This is a genomic window from Streptococcus sp. HMSC066F10, from assembly GCF_001813805.1.
Taxonomy (GTDB): Bacteria; Bacillota; Bacilli; order Lactobacillales; family Streptococcaceae; genus Streptococcus; species Streptococcus vaginalis.
The window spans coordinates 37156-54593 of sequence record NZ_KV813986.1; the positions used below are offsets into that span (position 1 = coordinate 37156).

15 protein-coding genes, 1 pseudogene and 1 riboswitch are annotated in these 17438 nt (G+C 40.4%); of the genes and pseudogenes, 4 read left to right on the forward strand and 12 right to left on the reverse strand.

What is annotated here, in order from left to right; all coding sequences use genetic code 11:
• Nucleotides 1-93: 93 nt before the first annotated feature.
• A pseudogene (locus HMPREF2933_RS06120) lies at nucleotides 94-303 on the reverse strand (VOC family protein); the annotation flags it as partial.
• Entirely contained in the window at nucleotides 293-1732 is a 1440-nt protein-coding gene (locus tag HMPREF2933_RS06125) for a glycoside hydrolase family 1 protein (protein ID WP_024052450.1), read from the reverse strand. The gene HMPREF2933_RS06125 and the pseudogene HMPREF2933_RS06120, both read right to left, overlap by 11 nt.
• Nucleotides 1733-1843: 111 nt before the next feature.
• Between HMPREF2933_RS06125 and HMPREF2933_RS06130 the strand changes: the two genes are divergently transcribed.
• Both HMPREF2933_RS06130 and HMPREF2933_RS06135 read left to right on the forward strand, forming a co-directional pair.
• A complete protein-coding gene (locus HMPREF2933_RS06130; protein WP_024052451.1) occupies nucleotides 1844-2713 on the forward strand; it encodes an AraC family transcriptional regulator in 870 nt (289 codons plus the stop codon).
• Between the two features lie 14 nt (nucleotides 2714-2727).
• A complete protein-coding gene (locus tag HMPREF2933_RS06135) occupies nucleotides 2728-3237 on the forward strand; it encodes an HXXEE domain-containing protein (protein WP_024052452.1) in 510 nt (169 codons plus the stop codon).
• 79 nt (nucleotides 3238-3316) lie between these two features.
• On the opposite strand, the gene HMPREF2933_RS06140 is transcribed toward HMPREF2933_RS06135, so the two are convergent.
• The 6 genes from HMPREF2933_RS06140 to HMPREF2933_RS06165 all read right to left on the reverse strand — a co-directional run bounded on the left by HMPREF2933_RS06140 (nucleotide 3317) and on the right by HMPREF2933_RS06165 (nucleotide 9846).
• Nucleotides 3317-4582 (reverse strand): CapA family protein, encoded by a 1266-nt coding sequence (locus HMPREF2933_RS06140; RefSeq protein ID WP_070672632.1) that lies wholly within the window; start codon nucleotides 4580-4582, stop codon nucleotides 3317-3319.
• A 155-nt stretch (nucleotides 4583-4737) separates the two neighbouring features.
• Nucleotides 4738-6660: a beta-glucoside-specific PTS transporter subunit IIABC gene (locus HMPREF2933_RS06145; RefSeq protein WP_024052454.1), complete on the reverse strand. Its 1923-nt coding sequence runs from the start codon at nucleotides 6658-6660 to the stop codon at nucleotides 4738-4740.
• 319 nt (nucleotides 6661-6979) lie between these two features.
• Complete coding sequence (locus HMPREF2933_RS06150; protein WP_003070913.1) at nucleotides 6980-7303, reverse strand: PTS sugar transporter subunit IIA; 324 nt, start codon at nucleotides 7301-7303, stop codon at nucleotides 6980-6982.
• Nucleotides 7304-7312: 9 nt separating this feature from the next.
• Complete coding sequence (locus HMPREF2933_RS06155) at nucleotides 7313-7633, reverse strand: PTS sugar transporter subunit IIB (protein ID WP_070672635.1); 321 nt, start codon at nucleotides 7631-7633, stop codon at nucleotides 7313-7315.
• A gap of 38 nt (nucleotides 7634-7671) precedes the next feature.
• Nucleotides 7672-8568, reverse strand: coding sequence for a DUF7916 family protein (locus HMPREF2933_RS06160; protein ID WP_024052455.1), 897 nt, complete (start codon nucleotides 8566-8568; stop codon nucleotides 7672-7674).
• A gap of 12 nt (nucleotides 8569-8580) precedes the next feature.
• Nucleotides 8581-9846, reverse strand: a complete 1266-nt coding sequence (locus HMPREF2933_RS06165; RefSeq protein ID WP_024052456.1) for a PTS sugar transporter subunit IIC — start codon at nucleotides 9844-9846, stop codon at nucleotides 8581-8583.
• A gap of 172 nt (nucleotides 9847-10018) precedes the next feature.
• Between HMPREF2933_RS06165 and HMPREF2933_RS06170 the strand changes: the two genes are divergently transcribed.
• The gene (locus HMPREF2933_RS06170) at nucleotides 10019-11197 is read left to right on the forward strand and encodes an ROK family transcriptional regulator (RefSeq protein WP_024052457.1); all 1179 of its coding nucleotides are present in this window, start codon (nucleotides 10019-10021) and stop codon (nucleotides 11195-11197) included.
• 186 nt (nucleotides 11198-11383) lie between these two features.
• Here HMPREF2933_RS06170 and HMPREF2933_RS06175 read toward each other — a convergent pair whose 3' ends face one another.
• From HMPREF2933_RS06175 to HMPREF2933_RS06185, 3 genes are all read right to left on the reverse strand, one after another.
• Nucleotides 11384-12649, reverse strand: a complete 1266-nt coding sequence (locus HMPREF2933_RS06175) for a TRZ/ATZ family protein (protein ID WP_024052458.1) — start codon at nucleotides 12647-12649, stop codon at nucleotides 11384-11386.
• Between the two features lie 123 nt (nucleotides 12650-12772).
• Nucleotides 12773-12875, reverse strand: a riboswitch (purine riboswitch).
• Nucleotides 12876-13102: 227 nt separating this feature from the next.
• Nucleotides 13103-14038: a peptide-methionine (R)-S-oxide reductase MsrB gene (msrB, locus tag HMPREF2933_RS06180; protein ID WP_024052459.1), complete on the reverse strand. Its 936-nt coding sequence runs from the start codon at nucleotides 14036-14038 to the stop codon at nucleotides 13103-13105.
• 116 nt (nucleotides 14039-14154) lie between these two features.
• Complete coding sequence (locus tag HMPREF2933_RS06185) at nucleotides 14155-15090, reverse strand: dihydroorotate oxidase (RefSeq protein ID WP_070242072.1); 936 nt, start codon at nucleotides 15088-15090, stop codon at nucleotides 14155-14157.
• A 337-nt stretch (nucleotides 15091-15427) separates the two neighbouring features.
• Between HMPREF2933_RS06185 and gdhA the strand changes: the two genes are divergently transcribed.
• On the forward strand, nucleotides 15428-16774 hold the full coding sequence (gdhA, locus tag HMPREF2933_RS06190) for an NADP-specific glutamate dehydrogenase (protein ID WP_070242075.1): 1347 nt from the start codon (nucleotides 15428-15430) through the stop codon (nucleotides 16772-16774).
• A gap of 71 nt (nucleotides 16775-16845) precedes the next feature.
• On the opposite strand, the gene HMPREF2933_RS06195 is transcribed toward gdhA, so the two are convergent.
• Nucleotides 16846-17433 (reverse strand): DUF4352 domain-containing protein, encoded by a 588-nt coding sequence (locus HMPREF2933_RS06195; RefSeq protein ID WP_024052462.1) that lies wholly within the window; start codon nucleotides 17431-17433, stop codon nucleotides 16846-16848.
• Nucleotides 17434-17438: the final 5 nt, after the last annotated feature.

A 17438-nucleotide genomic window follows, 5' to 3' on the forward strand; every position in this document is an offset into this window, starting at 1 on the left:
ATCTATGTTACAACTTTCAGTTCATTTGTTTAACACGAAAAAGGAGGTTGGGACAAAAGTTCCCAGCCTCATGTATTTTATCGTTTAGCTTGCAAAATGCAGTGGTTGGTTGTTATCCGCTAAACCTTCCTTTCGGGTCATGATTTCCAATCTTGCTCCTTCGTCAAAGCTGAGGAAGTAAGATTGAAAACCTGTTTTCTGATTATAGTAAAGCTGGTTACTTTTTGCCTCAAAATACGTTTCAAAGAAGCGTTTAGCCCCTTCTAAATCTCGAACATAAAGGGCTGTATGTTCAATCTTCATAGAGTTTTTCTCCGTTCGTTGCAATAACTTCTTTATACCAATCAAATGATTTTTTCTTGTAGCGATCCAAAGACCCTGTTCCATCGTCGTTGCGGTCAACATAGATAAATCCGTAACGCTTGCTCATCTGAGCTGTTGAAGCAGACACGAGGTCAATACAGCCCCAAGTGGTATAGCCCCAGAGCTCAACACCATCTTCAATCGCTTCGCCGACCTGTTGCAAATGTTGTTTAAGATAATCAATACGATAATCATCTTCAACAGTTGGACCATTAGGGCCATCCACCAAGACATCTTTAGCACCGAGACCATTTTCTACGATAAAGAGCGGCAATTGGTAGCGGTCATAGAAAGCATTGAGGACCAGACGCAGACCGATTGGGTCAACTTGCCACCCCCATTCTGAAGCAGTTAGATAAGGGTTTTGCAGACCACCTAGAACATTTCCACGACCAGAAGAATAACTTTCTGGATCATGAGCTTGAACCACACTCATATAATAAGAGAAGGAGATGAAGTCCACGGTATGTTCTGCCATCAATTTCTTATCACCCGGCGCAAATTGAATCTCAATTCCATTTTCCTTGAAGAAACGGTTCATATATGCTGGGTATTTTCCACGCACATGAATATCTGAAAAGAGATAGTTTTGATTTTCAAACTCACGGGCAGCCAGTACGTCCTCTGGTTTTGGCGTCATCGGATAAGCCGGCATGGCCAGTACCATACAACCAATCTTAAAGTTTGGATTGATTTCATGCCCAATCTTCGTTGCAAGAGCTGATGCCACTAGTTCGTGATGAACTGCTTGATAAAGATCTTGCTTGGACAATTCTTCTACGGGTGTTGCAATCCCTCCGCTCATAAATGGCGCATGAAGAACGGAGTTGATTTCATTAAAGGTCAACCAATATTTCACCTTGTCTTTGTAGCGAGTAAAGACAGTGCGAACATAGCGCTCATAAAAACCAATCAAATCACGATTTGCCCAACCATTGTACTTGCGTGCCAAGTGTAGCGGTGTTTCATAGTGCGACAAAGTCACTAAAGGCTCAATACCATATTTTGCCAATTCATCAAAGAGATCATCATAAAACTTTAGACCTGCTTCATTTGGCTCCGTTTCATCACCATTTGGGAAAATCCGTGACCATGCAATGGAAGTACGATAGACCTTGAAGCCCATTTCTGCAAAAAGGGCAATGTCTTCTTTGTAACGATGATAAAAGTCAATCCCTTCTAATTTAAGATTGTCTAGTGTTGGCTCATCTGTAATCAAAGGATTGAGATCACCTGCTTTAGCTGGCATGCCGCCTTTTGGTGTCACATCTTGAACTGAAAGACCTTTCCCGTCCACATTGTAAGCTCCTTCGTATTGATTGGCAGCTGTTGCACCGCCCCAAAGAAAATCTGCTGGAAATTTACTCATGACTTTTACCTCTTTTATTTTTTACTTAATTATATTATAATCTTAGACAAGAGTATTTTCTAACACAATTCTCTTATAAATTGGTATTATTCTACGAAAGAGGCAACACTTATGGATCTGAGAACATTACACAAAGATATCGTTTACAAAACTCAAGGCACTCCTTATTCTCTCACACGAACCATTACAAAAAACGGTCAGCCGGACATTCTCTTTCATTGGCATACGGATGTTGAACTGGTTTATGTTCATGAGGGAACTGCGCAGTTTCACATTGATTATGATTACTTTAATAGTGAAGCAGGTGATATTATCCTCATTCGTCCCAATGCTCTTCACTCCATTCACCCGATTGAAAATCGTCGCCACTATATGGATGCAATCAACTTTCATTTAGACTTAATGGGCTATTCTGCGATGGATCAAGCTAGTATTGAATATTTGCAGCCGCTTTATAATGGTCAGCTGGATTTTGTTCGTGTCATCAAGCCCAATCAGCCAGCCTATGCAGACATTCGGCAGTGTCTACTTGATGCCATGAAAACAGGCTATTATCGTACAGAGTATTTTGAATTTCAGCTCAAAGCCCAGCTCAACCAACTCTTTTTTCTCTTATTTGAAAATGGCTATGTGATTTCAAAAGAGCAATCCTTAGAAGGCTATCGCAAGGAAGAAAAAATCCGTACCATCATTGACTATATCGGTAGTCATTATCAAGAGGAACTCACGATTGATCAGCTTGCTCAAATTTGTGGTTACAGCGATACCCATTTCATGAATTTCTTTAAGAAACATCTTGGGGTATCTTGCATGGAATACGTGATTCAATTTCGCTTGCGAAAAGCGGCTGAACTCTTGCAACACTCTACCTTGCCCGTCCTAGAAATTGCTACACAGTCTGGCTTTAACAATCTCTCCAACTTCAATCGTCAGTTTAAAAAGTATTACCAAATAACTCCTAGTCAATATCGGAAAAAATAACAAGGAGGCATTCAATGAAAGATACTATCTGGTTGTTTCCGCTGCTATTCATTTTTCATGATTTAGAAGAAATCATCGGCTTCATGCCATGGATAGAGCGGAATGAAAAACTACTGGAGAAAAAAGCTGTCTTCATTTTAAATACCCACAAAAGCTTATCCACAGAAGGTTTCGCACTAGCCGTGGCAGAGGAATTTGTCGTGGTATCCCTCATTTCTTTCTTTGCTCTTTTTTACCACACCCGCCTACTTTATCTCATCTGGCTGGGAGGATTTGTGGCTTTTGCTCTTCATTTGGTGACTCATATCCTGCAAGCTATCTGGCTTAGGCGCTATATCCCAGCTCTTGCGACCTCTATCCTATGCTTACCAGTTAGCAGTATTATCATTTGGAAAACCACCACTTTACTTCATATCAACACAATTGAACTTCTTGTTTTCAGTCTCATTGGCGTTCTCATCATTATCAGCAATCTCTTTTTTGCACTCTGGTTAGGTAAACAGTTTTCCAAGTTGATGAGCTAGAACCACTTTAAAATATTCAAAAACGCTTAAACGTTGTCTACAGCAAGACTCATTTAAGCGCTTTTTATTTTAATCTCAACTATTTATCCCATTTCAAATTTACATGCTCATTCATTTCCTGATAAGCCGTATCAATTCGTTCTTTGGTAGCTTGGTCTAATTGATTACGGTATTTTCCACCTTCAATGAAATCTTCTAAAATATAGGTCTGGTAGGTGTAGAGAGGATAGCCTTCCGGTGAATACGTCCCTTTCGCCACACGACTCACCCAACTCGGATGTGCCTGTACCTCCTTGATAATCGTCCCTTTCTTTGATTTTTCAACCGTCACGTCCATGAGCACGCCGCGTTCTGTCCATTTCTTATTTTCCACACCGTCCATCGTCTCAATTCGCTGATTGGAGATGAAATTACCCATAGAATAGATAATGAATTTCTTTTGTCCATTTTGTGTGACGACTTCTGACGGCTCAACGACATGCGGATGTCCGCCGAAAATAATATCTGCTCCCCACTCAATCATCTTATGATAAAGATTTTTTTGCTCCTGTGTCGGTTCCAATTGATATTCAACCCCCATCTGGGGCATGACAACGGTTATATCAGCTTCTTTTTCGGCTTGCTTAATTTCTTTTTTCATCTTTTCTTCATTTAAATCCGACAAATGATGATTGTAGTCTGCATGAGAGATATTTTCCTCCAAGCCGTTAAACCCATAGGAATAAGCTAAGAGCGCAATTTTAATCCCATTCACTTTTTTAATCACAAGCGAGGCTTTATCCCTGTTTTTATGTGTATAAACCCCAATCGGTGTAATTCCGTGCTGCTCAAATGCTTTTGCTGTTGAAAAAACACCTTCCAATTGGGAATCCAAAATGTGATTGTGTGCCAAATCCACAACTTGATAACCAGCATCTTTGATAGCTGACACCACCGACTCTGGCGCATTGAACAGTGGGTAACCCGCCAAAGGATAATTTGGTCGGATAGTCCCCTCGAAATCTCCTAATATCAAGTCCGCATTTTTCAGCCAAGGTTTGACATATTGATAATTTTCTGTGAAATCATACGTCCCATCTGACTGTAAGGCGCTCATATATAGAAGATCATGATATAGCAGATCTCCATTTGCCATGATACGAGCCGTCTGTACACCATTTGGGGTAGAAGACATTTTTTTCTTTTGTACAACACCTGTTTTTGTCGACTTTGCCTTAATCTTAACGCTATCGTTTATTTTCTCAGCTAATAAAATCCCACTTGCTACTAAAAACACTACGCAAAGCAAGCCTAAAATAAACTGCCAATTAGTTGCTGACTGTATTTCCCGTTCTGATCTTTTCATGTTCTATTCTCCTCTATCTACATTGTAGCATAAAGAAGCGAACATGACGCAGGAAATGATAAATAATAAAAAGGACGAAGCATGCTTGTAGCTCTAGTTGATTTTTTCGACCAACTGTTTAGAACTCTACAAGTTTTGCTTGTCCTTTTCTTAGATTATTCACTTACTTTCAGCAAATCATCGCCTAGTTTCACATCGCCGTCAGCTAATGTTTCAACTGTCTTATAATCAGCTATATTGGTCACAATGATTGGAGTTGTAACAAGATAACCTGCTTTTTTGATAGCATCTATATCAAAGCTTAGCAATAATTGACCCGCCTTGACCTTTGAGCCTTGAGTAACATGTGCCATAAAGCCTTCTCCTTCAAGAGCGACTGTATCCATGCCCACGTGAATCAAGATTTCAGCGCCATCATCAGTCGCTAAGCCAATCGCATGGTTGGTTGGGAAAAGCAGACGAATCACACCGTCAGCAGGAGCGACAACTTCGCCAACGCTAGGCTCAATTGCTATACCTTGACCCATTGCACCACTTGCAAAAACAGCATCAGGCGTATCTTCGAGTGCGACCACTTTCCCGCTAAGCGGAGCTGTGATGACTTGCTCAGGAGCAATCTCTTCAACTGGCAGACTGATTTCTTCAGCAGCGACTTCTTGTGCTCCACCATAGAGAGTTGGAATCTTTGTAAATTGGGTCAATACAAATCCAAGAACAAAACTGATTGCAATTGCTACAAGGAAGTGAATGAGCAATAGTGAATCTTTTGGATCAATGAAAGACGGAATCGCAAAGAGCCCCATTCCACCCATTACTTGCATTTTGGCATTAAAGAAAGCGAGATAAGCCCCTTGAACCGCACCGGCAATACAAGTCATAATAAATGGTGTTCGCATTGGCAAGGTAATCCCGTAAATGGCTGGTTCTGTTACCCCAAACAAAGCTGAGATAAAGGCTGGAATAGCCAATTGTTTGACTTTTTCTTCTTTTGTACGCAAGAAGATATTGAGCAATGCTCCTGCTTGCGCAAAGCAAATAGCAATAGAAGCTACAAGAATGACACCTGGTCCTTTTTGTAATTCCAAAATTGCAAGCGGCACCAATCCCCAGTGGAGACCGAACATAACCAGCACTTGCCACAAAGCACCCAGAATAATTCCATAAATAATTGGGCTGAAGCTATAAATACCTGTGAAAATAGCACCGACTATATCAGAAGCCCATGTCATGACTGGTCCAATGACAAGAAATGATAACGGTACAGTAATTAAAATTACAAAGAATGGAACAATAAAGACTTTGACAACATCTGGAATGATTTGTTTAAAGAATTTTTCAATTTTTGAGCCGACCCAAATTGCTAGAATGATTGGCAATACAGTTGATAGATAACTAGAAGCAGGGAAGATAATCGGCAAACCTAAGAAAGTTGCGTAGATTTTTGACTCAATAAAAGTTCCTGCAAATAGCGTATAGAGTGGTTTGGCACCTGTAAAGCTAGCTGCGATATTGGGATAAACCAAGGCAAAGCCAATCGCAAGCGCTGTGAATTTTTCCATTTTAAACCGCTTAGCAGCAGTCAAAGCCAGAATCAATGGTAAGAATTGGAAGAATCCATCACCAGCGGCATTTAAGATGACATAAGCTCCGTCAGTCGTCTTAACGCCACAAACTGCCATAATGGCAACTACACCTTTGATCATACCAGCTGCAGAAAGAGCTCCCAGCATTGGTTGGAAAAGTCCTGAGATCAAGGCGATAAATCGGTCAAAGAGATTGCCTTGCGGAACATCTCCTTCATCCACATCAATACTATCCTCACCAGAAATACCTGCTTCCTTAATGACCGCCGCATACACATCTGGCACGTGGTTCCCAATCACCACTTGGTATTGTCCACCAGCTTTTACAACCGTTACAATACCGTCTCTATTTTTCAAGTATTCCGTATCTGCCTTGCTCTCATCTTTCAGAGAAAAACGCAAACGCGTCACACAGTGCACTAACTTGGTAATATTTTCCTTACCACCAACGTGAGCAACAATATCCTGAGCTAAGTCAGTATAATCTTTTGCCATAATGGACCTCCTTTATTTTTTAGGTCAGCTGTGTTGTTGCACATATAAATATAGAACAACGGTAACAAAAAAACCTAAACACATACCAAATAGAAAGTAGCTTTCCTACCTTATATCTCGTATTTGTCTAGGTTTTGCCTGCATGACCAGTAACAATCCGTAAATTAAGTATAGCACAAATTTATTTTATTGCAAGCGGTTTCTAAAACTTTTTTAAATAATTATCAGGTGATAAATAAAATAATCGTCTGTTAATTATTTAAAAAAACTTTGACAAGTCGTTCAACCTATCAAAGTTCTTAAAGAGAATGTTATTAGATTATTTAACCATTTGATTTAGTCGTTCATACACTGCAACAACTTCTTTTGCTAAATCAATAAACGTTAAGCTCGTCATCAAGTGATCTTGAGCATGCACCATCAAAAGACTGAGCTCAATTTTTTCACCTTGAGCTTCTTGTGTCAGCATCACTGTCTGTGACTTGTGTGCTAAAACTAATGCCTCATCTGCTGCTTTTAACTTTTCATGTGCTTCTTCAAAGAGACCGTTCTTAGCTTTTTGAATCGCTTCAAAAGCATTGCTCTTCGCCTCGCCACCATACATAATGAGGGACATGATACTTTCTAAATTTGAATTTTCCATATCAATCTTCTAGCCTCCGATCAGTTCCTCAGCTAACGCTAGCACCTGTGGACCGTTCATCATGCCATAATCCACCATTGGGATAACTCCAACTGAGATATTCTTTTGAGCTAACTTTTCTGTGAATTGATCTAAAAGATAGCGCACCTGTGGACCTAATAACAAAACATCTACTTTCTTCTCAGAAAGGATATCATCTACTTCTGGTGCTGGAACTGCAAAAATTTCTGCATCTAATCCTTTTTCATCGGCTGCAGCTTGCATTTTTGTCACAAGCAAGCTGGTACTCATACCCGCAGCACATGCCAACATAATGGTAACTTTAGTCATAATTGTTCCTTTCTATTCATTAAAGTCAACGATCCTTTCTACCGATTAACGGATCTTGCTAAACGTGACACAGTATGTCGAATGCCACGAATAGTATTGCTCAGTGCATAAATATTATCCACTACTGCCAAACCACCATAGCCTGCATCCCCAATATGTTGAATATCAACACCACAAATTTTATTACGAAGTGCGATTTGTTTAATTGTTTCAATATCTGACGTCTCTTGGCTAGTGCCAATAGCGCTTAAGACTAAACCTCTTTTGCTATGTACTAGATCTACGACAGCTCTCATTTCTTCATCACTAAAAGCAGGAACTGTACCAACCGCTGGCACCAAAATCACATCTGCACCAGCTTCTAATAATTGTTCAGCTATCTGAATGTCTGCAACCGGCTCAGATACCCCTGCACCGTGCATTTTCCCAGCTATAATCAAACCTGAAAAATGCTGCTTAGCTAATTTTACTGCATCAATAATTTCTTTATTGCTAACTCCTGTTCCTGGATTACCTGTCAAACAAACAAAATCAAAACCTAATTTTTCAATTTGTTCAAAAGAAGCCTGACTAGCTTGCCGACCGGCAGCAATCACTTGCACTTCTTCCAACATATCCGCTTGTAGATCAATAGGCTCCAAATTCACACCGATTGGAGCGCCTACCAAACGATGCAATTCGTGAACAATTTTCTCTTTTTCACAATCCAAACCAAATATTTCTGGCTGAAAAACATCTAAACAATTCAGTAAAATCATATCTGCGCCGAAAGCTCTTGCAATTTCAGCATTGGTGATATCTCCGATAAAGGTTTCACGAATGACCACATTTTCAGATAAGACAACCCGCCCTTCACTCGCTTGAATGCTTTGCTTAAGCTCTTGGGCAGTCATGCTTAGAATTTCCGAAGGGTTTGCACTAATGAGTCGTTTCATACTCTCATCTCCCTACTGATTTTCTTCTGCTTTAAAGCGTTTTTCAATAGCAATCACAAATGGGATATAGATTAAAATATCCATCACAATAAGAACAGCTTGTAAAATAGACGCTTTAAAACTTCCCGTTGCCAGCAAGCCACTAATAATCGGAGGAGTTGTCCAACCTGGGTCAGTATATGTTAACGGTACCAGACCACTCGCCATGGATGACCACGCAACGATGAGATTCGCAATCGGTGCCAAAATGAATGGAAACAGAAGCAAGATATTTAAGACAATTGGCACACCAAACATGGTTGGCTCATTGATATTGAACAAGCCTGGAACTACCGTAATAGGTGCCAGTGCTTTGATTTGTTTGCTTGATTTTTTCTTTTTCGCTAAATAACCAAGTGCCAATACAAGTCCAATGGTAGCACCTCCGCCACCAATAAAGACAAAGTTATCCATAAAGACACTGGTAAAAATATGCGGCAATTTTTCTCCTGCTTGATAAGCAACTTTATTGGCATCGAGGTTCGAAAGCCATAATGGTTTCATAACTGCATTGACGACATTCCCTCCGTGAAGTCCAACAAACCAGAATGAACTATTTAAAGCAACTAGAATCATCAAACCAAATAAATTATTACCTAGTAGGCCTAGCGGTTTTCCTAAAACAGTTTGAGCTACCGCATGCAAATTTGGTAGTTTTAAACTGGCTAAAAGGGCATAAACCAACAACCAGCCTGTGATAATCACTGCACCTGGAATAATGGCGCTGAAACTTTTTGAAACTGCCGGTGGAACACCATCAGGCATTTTAATTTGGACATTATGATTGATGAACCATTGATAGATATAACCATTTACCAAACCAAGAATGATTGCTACAAAAAGGCCTTGTGAAGCTAAAAATGCTGTGGGAACACCATTTCCTGTTTTAGTAGCAAGAAATGGTGTCACTGTGATAAAGGCAGCAAGCGAGATAATCCCAGAAGGAATCCCATCCACTTTGTATTGACGGCTCATATAGTAGGCAATTCCAAAACTGGCTACCAAACCAATCAGACCAAAACTACTATCCACGCCTTTCCATAGATAGGCAGAAACCCCAATTTTTGTCAAATAAGCTTCCCATCCTGGAACAGGAAAACTAGCAATGACCATAAACAAAGAACCAATCAACAGTAATGGTACCGCAAGCGTAATGCCGTCTCGAATTGCTACTAAGCCTTTATTGTTCCCCAACTTAATAGCAATAGGCATTAGTTTTGCTTGTAAAAATTTGTCCATCTTTACAATCTCCTTTGATTATAATATATTATTAAATAGCAGACAAAATCAACTTTATCTCGCTTTTTAATTATATTTTAAAACAATTATCCAAAAAAGTCAAGCGCTTTCACTTATATTTGATAATTTTTTATAATCAATATATAATAGATGCAGGGAAGGATGGTAGATAATGAATCAAACGAAAAAACAAGCTGAATTACGAACAATTATTTTAGATAAAATTTACGCCAAGGGGCCAATTTCTCGCATTGATATTTCAAAAGAGACGGGCATTACTCCTGCTACAGTTAGTGCGATTACAGGAAGTTTGATCCAAGAAAAACTGCTGTATGAGCTGGGGGAAGATGAAGAACACACAAAAGTCGGGCGAAAGAAAATCCTCTTGGGTATAAAAAAACAGTACTCTTATTTCATCGGTTGTGAACTGTCTGAAAAATACTTTTCTTTTGTGTTGAGTGATAATACAGGAAATGTGATTGATAAAGATAAAGCAACCGTCACCTCGGAAAAAATTCTAGCAGAAGACGCTGATTTATTTTGTCATTTACTTGAACAATTTATTTTTCGGAACAATTCCTATACAATTCAAGCCGTGGGAGTAGCTATCCCTGGACGCTATTTGCACAATGATTTGATTACAACAAACAATCAAACATGGAAACAATTTGATCTAGCGAAGATTAAAAACGAGTTTTCTTTTCCAATTTACTTTTCTAATAATGTCAATTGCATGGCACTAGCAAAACGCCTTTTTTCTGCTTACCAACTGGATGAGAATTTTATCTATTTTCATTTTGCACGGGGTATGCACTGCTCTTATATGTACAATGGCAAAATCTACGGCAAAAGCAATATTGTCATCGGCGAAATTGGTCATACCGTCGTTTGTCCTGACGGAGAAGTCTGTGGTTGTGGACGCAGAGGCTGTTTGCAGACTTATGCTAGTGAAAGCTGGCTGATAAAAAAAGCAAAAATCATCTTTGAAACTGCGGAGTTGACACATTTAAAATCACTTGTCACAGATAAAGAAGAGATCACGATTCAAACTATCCTCACAGCATATAACTTAGGAGACCAAGCTATTCTCAATCTCCTTCATTTGGCATTTAAGTATTTGGCACAATCCCTGCTAAACCTTAGCATGATGATTGATGCAAAGAAAATTTATCTGCACAGTCCCATCTTGACTGATGACAAAGTCATTGCAGCTTTCTATCAAGAAATCTCACAACAACCAAAACTACTCTTCAAAGACTTGCCTGAACTCATTATCGAGCCTTACAATGACTTCACTGGTGCAACAGCTGGTGTTGCGCTTTGTCTGCAAAAGGAGTTTTTATCCATTTAGCTTCATTATGGCTCATAAGCTTGTTATACTTATTACAAAAATTAGAGGTTAGAACAATTGTTACGAACCTCTAATTTTTACTATACAATACAAGATGGACTTACTAATTTGTCTGAAATATTTATAAAGAAAGAACCTCTATTGTGTCAAAGAGGTTCTTCAAAGATTCCTTTAGAACTTTCATTTTTACATAACTACATCCATCGTCAGGACTTGTCCGTCTTTTACAACTTGCTCACCTGCTATATAGACATCTTTAACATCATTTCCCTTGACAGCATAGATGAGATGGGAAAGCATCTTTTCTTCTGGATACAAATGTACTTTACCTTTTGGCTGAATGATTAAAAAATCTGCTTGTTTGCCAACTTCTAGACTGCCGATTTGATCATCCATGCCGAGCGCTTTGGCACCTTCAATTGTCATTGTTTTCAAAGCCTGCTCAATGGTAAATTGAGTGGCGCCACCTGTGCGCATTTTTTGTAAAAGAGCAGCAGTACGACTTTCTTCAAACATATCCAAATTATTATTGGAAGCGACCGAGCCCGTTGCAAGTCCGACTGTCACGCCAGCTTGAATCAAGTCTGTTACGGGAGCGATGCCAGATGCTAATTTGAGATTGCTGATGGGATTGTGGGCGATATGAATCTTAGAGGCTGTTAGTTCTTCAATTTCTCGCTCATTTAATTCCACACCGTGGGCAAAAATCCCCTCATGTTCCAGATAGCCTAATTCTTTCAAGAAAGCAAGTGGGCGTTTTCCATAGCGCTCTAAAATTATGCCATTTTCTGCTTGTGTTTCTGCCACGTGGATATGCAATTTCAGTTGTAATTCACGCGCCAGCTCCAAGCTTCCTTTTAGCAAATCCTTACTGCAACTATATGGCGCATGTGGTGCTACCATTACTTTAAAGCGATCATCGTTGTAGGACAGAATTTCCTCAATAATAGTCCGAGTACGCGCTAAGGTTTCTTCCGTCGTCTCCATATCGGAGCTAAACAAAGTCGGTGAAAAATAACAACGCATTTTAGAGCGTTCCACCACTTCATGAATCTGCCCAATTTCAACACCGTTGGGATTGTACATATCATTAAAGGTCGTCGTCCCAGTCTGAAGCATTTCCGTAAGCGCCAGCTTGACAGCTTTTGTTGTGACCTCTGGTGTAAACTCGCTTTCTGCCGGCCAGATATAATCTTCTAGCCATTCATGGAGATTGCTGTCATCTCGAATGCCACGAAGGGTGGTCATAGCAGAGTGGGTATGGCAATTGACTAGACCAGGCATAAGCCAGGCTCCCTCACAATCTACTGTCTCATCTGCCCGCGCTTCCCAAGTGGCGTCCTCATTCCCACAATAAACAATCTTGTCCTCGTTTACCACTAGCAGCCCATTTCGATAGACATGAAAATCTGCGTCACATGTCACCAAATTCACCTGTTTAAATGCTTTCATCGCTTCTCCTTTAAATAAGAGTCACAAGGCATTCAATTACTGCGCATTCGTCAGCGTAGCAATCGCAAAAACAAAAATCGTGTGGGACAATCATTTCACATTACCCTATGCTCTATTTGTATCTGCCAACATAACTAAGGACAAAGCCACGCTTATTTACGGTAAGACGGTAGAAACTCTCCAACCTTATTATGGAGATTATATGTTTTCATTGAATTTTTTAGTTATTGTAGCAAAATCTGCCCTAAATAGCAAGCTTTAAAAAATAGGAAAAACATTGAAATTTACTCCGCAAATCCTATCTGCAATACTTTGAGCAATCAATCACTACAACGTTTGTTTCGTACATAATCAGTTTTCAAACTGGCGATTATTGTCCAGCCCTGCGCTTATAGAGGTGATTGCGAAGCAACTAGGATTGTCTAACTTCGTTTCTTGTTTATTCTACCGACTTTACTTCATATAGGAAAGTAAATAGCCATATCCTGCAGCTTCCATGTCTTCTTTTTTAATAAAGCGCAATGCCGCAGAATTGATACAGTAGCGAAGTCCACCTTGATCCTGTGGACCATCTGTGAAAACATGACCTAAGTGTGCATTTCCTGAACGCGACCGCACCTCAATCCGCTCCATACCGTGACTTTTATCTTGATAATACTTGATCACATCTTTGGCAATCGGTCTTGTAAAACTCGGCCAGCCACAACCAGCATCAAACTTATCACTGGCAAAGAAAAGCGGTTCTCCCGTCGTCACATCCACATAAATGCCTTCTTCAAACGTTGCAAAATATTCGTTATGAAATGGTCGTTCGGTTGCGGCATGTTGAGTGACCTGATAGGCTTCCTCGGACAAGTTTTCCTTTAAAGCATTTTCACTCGGTTTCTCATACTGTCCCGGATCCACTAAAGGCTGATAGGCGTCATTAACATTGATATGGCAATAACCACCAGGATTTTTCTTGAGGTAATCTTGATGATAATCCTCTGCCAATACATAATGGCGCAGCGGTTCTACTTCCACCGCAATCTTCTGACCGAATTGACGCTTTTGCTCTTTCACGACTTCGTTAATGACTGATACATCAATATCTTTTGTATAATAAATCCCTGTGCGGTACTGACGTCCGACATCATTTCCTTGCTTATTGATGGACAGCGGATTAATCACCCGAAAATAATAGAGCAGAATTTCTCGCAAGCTAACCAAATTTTCATCATAAGTCACATGAACGGTTTCAGCATGGTCGGTCTGATGAATCAACTGGTAATTGGTAGATTCCACCTGCCCATTGGCATAGCCGACAGTCGTATCAGTCACACCTGTAATACGGGAAAAATATTCTTCCAAACCCCAAAAGCAGCCACCTGCTAGATAAATTTCAGCCATAAAAATACCTCATTTCTTTGTTCTTATTTTCTCACAAATTCCTAAAATGTTATAAGGATTTGATTAGAACTTTCTTGAGAATGATGTGGCAATGAACTGCCAAATACCACTTGTGGTTAGTCCAGATAGTGCAATTCCCCACGAAAATCTTCTATGCTTTCATAGCCTTTTTCTTCCATAATCGCTTTCAGCTCATTTGTAATGCGCTCAAAAGCCCCTACACCTTCTTTATGCAGCATTGTTCCAACTTGCACCATACTGGCTCCACAAAGAATGTGCTCAAAAGCGTCCCGCCCTGTCAATACACCGCCCGTACCGATGATTTGAATCGAAGGATTAAGTCGTTGATAAAAAGCATGAACATTAGCAAGTGCAGTTGGTTTGATGTATTCACCACCAATACCACCAAAGCCTTTTTTCGGACGAATGACAACTGTTTCATCGTTAATATACAGCCCGTTGCCAATTGAATTGACACAGTTGACAAAAGAAAGAGGAAATTTGTTAAAAATAGCTGTCGCTTGATCAAAATGTGCCATATCAAAATATGGTGGCAATTTAATGCCTAGTGGCTTGGTGAAATAGTCAAACACTTCACTCAAGATCTTTTCCGTCGTCTCAAAATCATAAGCGATTTGTGGTTTGCCGGGAACATTGGGACAAGATAGATTGAGCTCGGTTAAGCCTTTAAAATCACTAGCTTGCACCTTTTTCAAAAGAGCATGGGTTTCTTCTAGCGACAGACCTACCAGCGACAAAAAGAAGGTTCGGTTTGGTTCTGTCTGTTGTAATTCTAACAAGTAATTCAAATAATAGTCCAGTCCATGATTGGGCAGCCCCATTGAATTGATCGAGCCAAGCGGCACATCTTGGTAGCGCGGTTCGGGATTTCCTGCTCGCGCTTGCAAAGTAGCTGTTTTGGTGACAAAGGTTCCCGCAGCTGAGTCTTTAACTTCTTCTAACTCTTCAATCGTCATGCAGGCCACTCCAGCCGCATTCATCAGGCAGTTGTCAAAAGAAAAACCAGCGATTTGTGTTTGAGTTGATAACATGAAATACTCCTTTCATTTTTCTATTGTACCATTAAAAGCAAAAATCTGACTCTTTTAACGGAATAGAAGGAAAAAATGTTCGGGATAAGCAAATGAATTTTTGCTGAGCAGGATTTTGTTGTAAATGTTATGTCGGAATTTTCAGAAAATTCAACTTTTTCTTTACAGCACAAAAATTTTCTGCTATAATGACACACGTAACAAAATATAACATACACTGAACTCGGACGAAAGTCTAGCAAAAAAGATAGGCTCCCTTGTGTTCATCGAACACGGCGTCAGCCTCCTATTTTGTACGATTTTTACTCGTCCTCGTATCTTATTTAAGGAGAAGTCTATGACAACTGCTAAAGAATATATCCAAAACACTTTTGAATTGGTGAAAGCTCGCAATGCTCACGAAGCAGAATTTCTGCAAGCGGTGGAAGAATTTTTAAACACGCTTGAACCCGTTTTTGAAAAACATCCTGAATACATTGAAGAAAACATTCTGGCACGCATTACCGAGCCAGAACGTGTGATTAGTTTCCGTGTTCCTTGGGTTGATCGCGACGGCAAAGTTCAAGTCAATCGCGGTTACCGCGTGCAATTTAATTCCTCAGTTGGACCATATAAGGGCGGTCTTCGTTTCCACCCAACGGTTAATCAAGGGATTTTGAAATTTCTCGGATTTGAACAAATCTTTAAAAATGTTTTGACTGGACTGCCAATCGGTGGTGGTAAAGGTGGGTCTGACTTTGATCCGAAAGGCAAGACAGATGCTGAAGTGATGCGTTTCTGCCAAAGCTTCATGACAGAATTGCAAAAATACATCGGTCCTTCTCTTGACGTTCCTGCTGGTGATATTGGGGTTGGCGGACGCGAGATTGGCTATCTTTACGGTCAGTATAAACGCCTACGCCAATTTGATGCTGGTGTCTTGACTGGTAAACCACTTGGATTTGGAGGTTCTCTAATCCGTCCAGAAGCAACTGGTTACGGTCTTGTTTACTATACGCAAGAAATGCTCAAAGCAAACGGTGAAAGTTTTGACGGAAAGACCGTTGTCGTATCCGGTGCTGGAAATGTAGCTCAATATGCTGTGCAAAAAGCAACTGCCCTCGGTGCCAAAGTCATTTCTGTGTCTGATTCAAATGGCTATATCATTGACAAGGACGGAATTGACTTTGATCTTCTGGTAGATGTGAAAGTAAAACGTCGTGCTCGTCTGACAGAATACGCTGCTGAAAGAGCAAGTGCTACTTATCACGAAGGCTCTGTCTGGACTTACGACGGTACATTCGACATTGCCCTGCCATGTGCCACTCAAAATGAAATCGATGGTGAAGCAGCGAAACGCTTGGTAGCGCAAGGCGTATTCTGTGTATCAGAAGGTGCTAACATGCCAAGTAATCTTGACGCCATTGCTGTTTACAAAGAACATAATCTCCTTTATGGTCCTGCTAAAGCCGCCAATGCTGGTGGAGTTGCTGTATCTGCACTCGAAATGAGCCAAAATAGTCTCCGTCTCTCATGGACGCGTGAAGAAGTAGACACTCGTCTGAAAGACATTATGACCAACATCTTCAACACTGCTAAAACAACTGCTGAAAACTACAATCTTGGCAAAGACTATCTAGCAGGAGCAAACATCGCTGCTTTTGAAAATGTCGCCAATGCTATGATTGCTCAAGGGATTGTTTAAACGAACATGCATGATAAAAGGCTGTGGACAGATTCGTCCACAGTCTTTTACTGTTCTTCTGCTGAAAATTTCTAAAACTTCACGCTTTTGGCTTCTCCCCACCTGACATTGTCATAAGCGAGAGTATAGGGCTGCTGCGAGCCGTCCTCACCGTCATACATCAGCTTCCATTCCACCTTTTCGCCCACCGCAAGCTCCTCTTTTATGTTGGCAGTGTCAAAAGTAGCGTCATCCAAGACATAGGATTCTCCCATTTCGTCTTGTAAATCAAAGTCATAGACATTGAGAGGGAGCGATTCGCTAGAGGTATTTTCGATAATGACTTTGGCGGTAATCGTTGCTCCTGTTGCTTGCCCTTTCATCCGCTCTTTGGAGTCCACATGAATGTATTGAACAGTGATTTTTATTCCATTTTCAAAACGCACGCTGTCTCCCAGACGGTGATGTTTATAACTATCTTGATAAACTGCAGTTCGAGCACCATGCCCTAGAACGGCAAAGTTAAAAATACTTAAACCAGCCACCACGAGGGTCATGAATACAAGCATGACACAGCTAATGATGGTCGTCCAAAACAAAGGCTGCTTATACAGGGGCTGTTTCAAGCGATAGACGTGACCGGCAGGGGTTTTTATTTCATGCGGTACTTGTTCTTCCATAATAA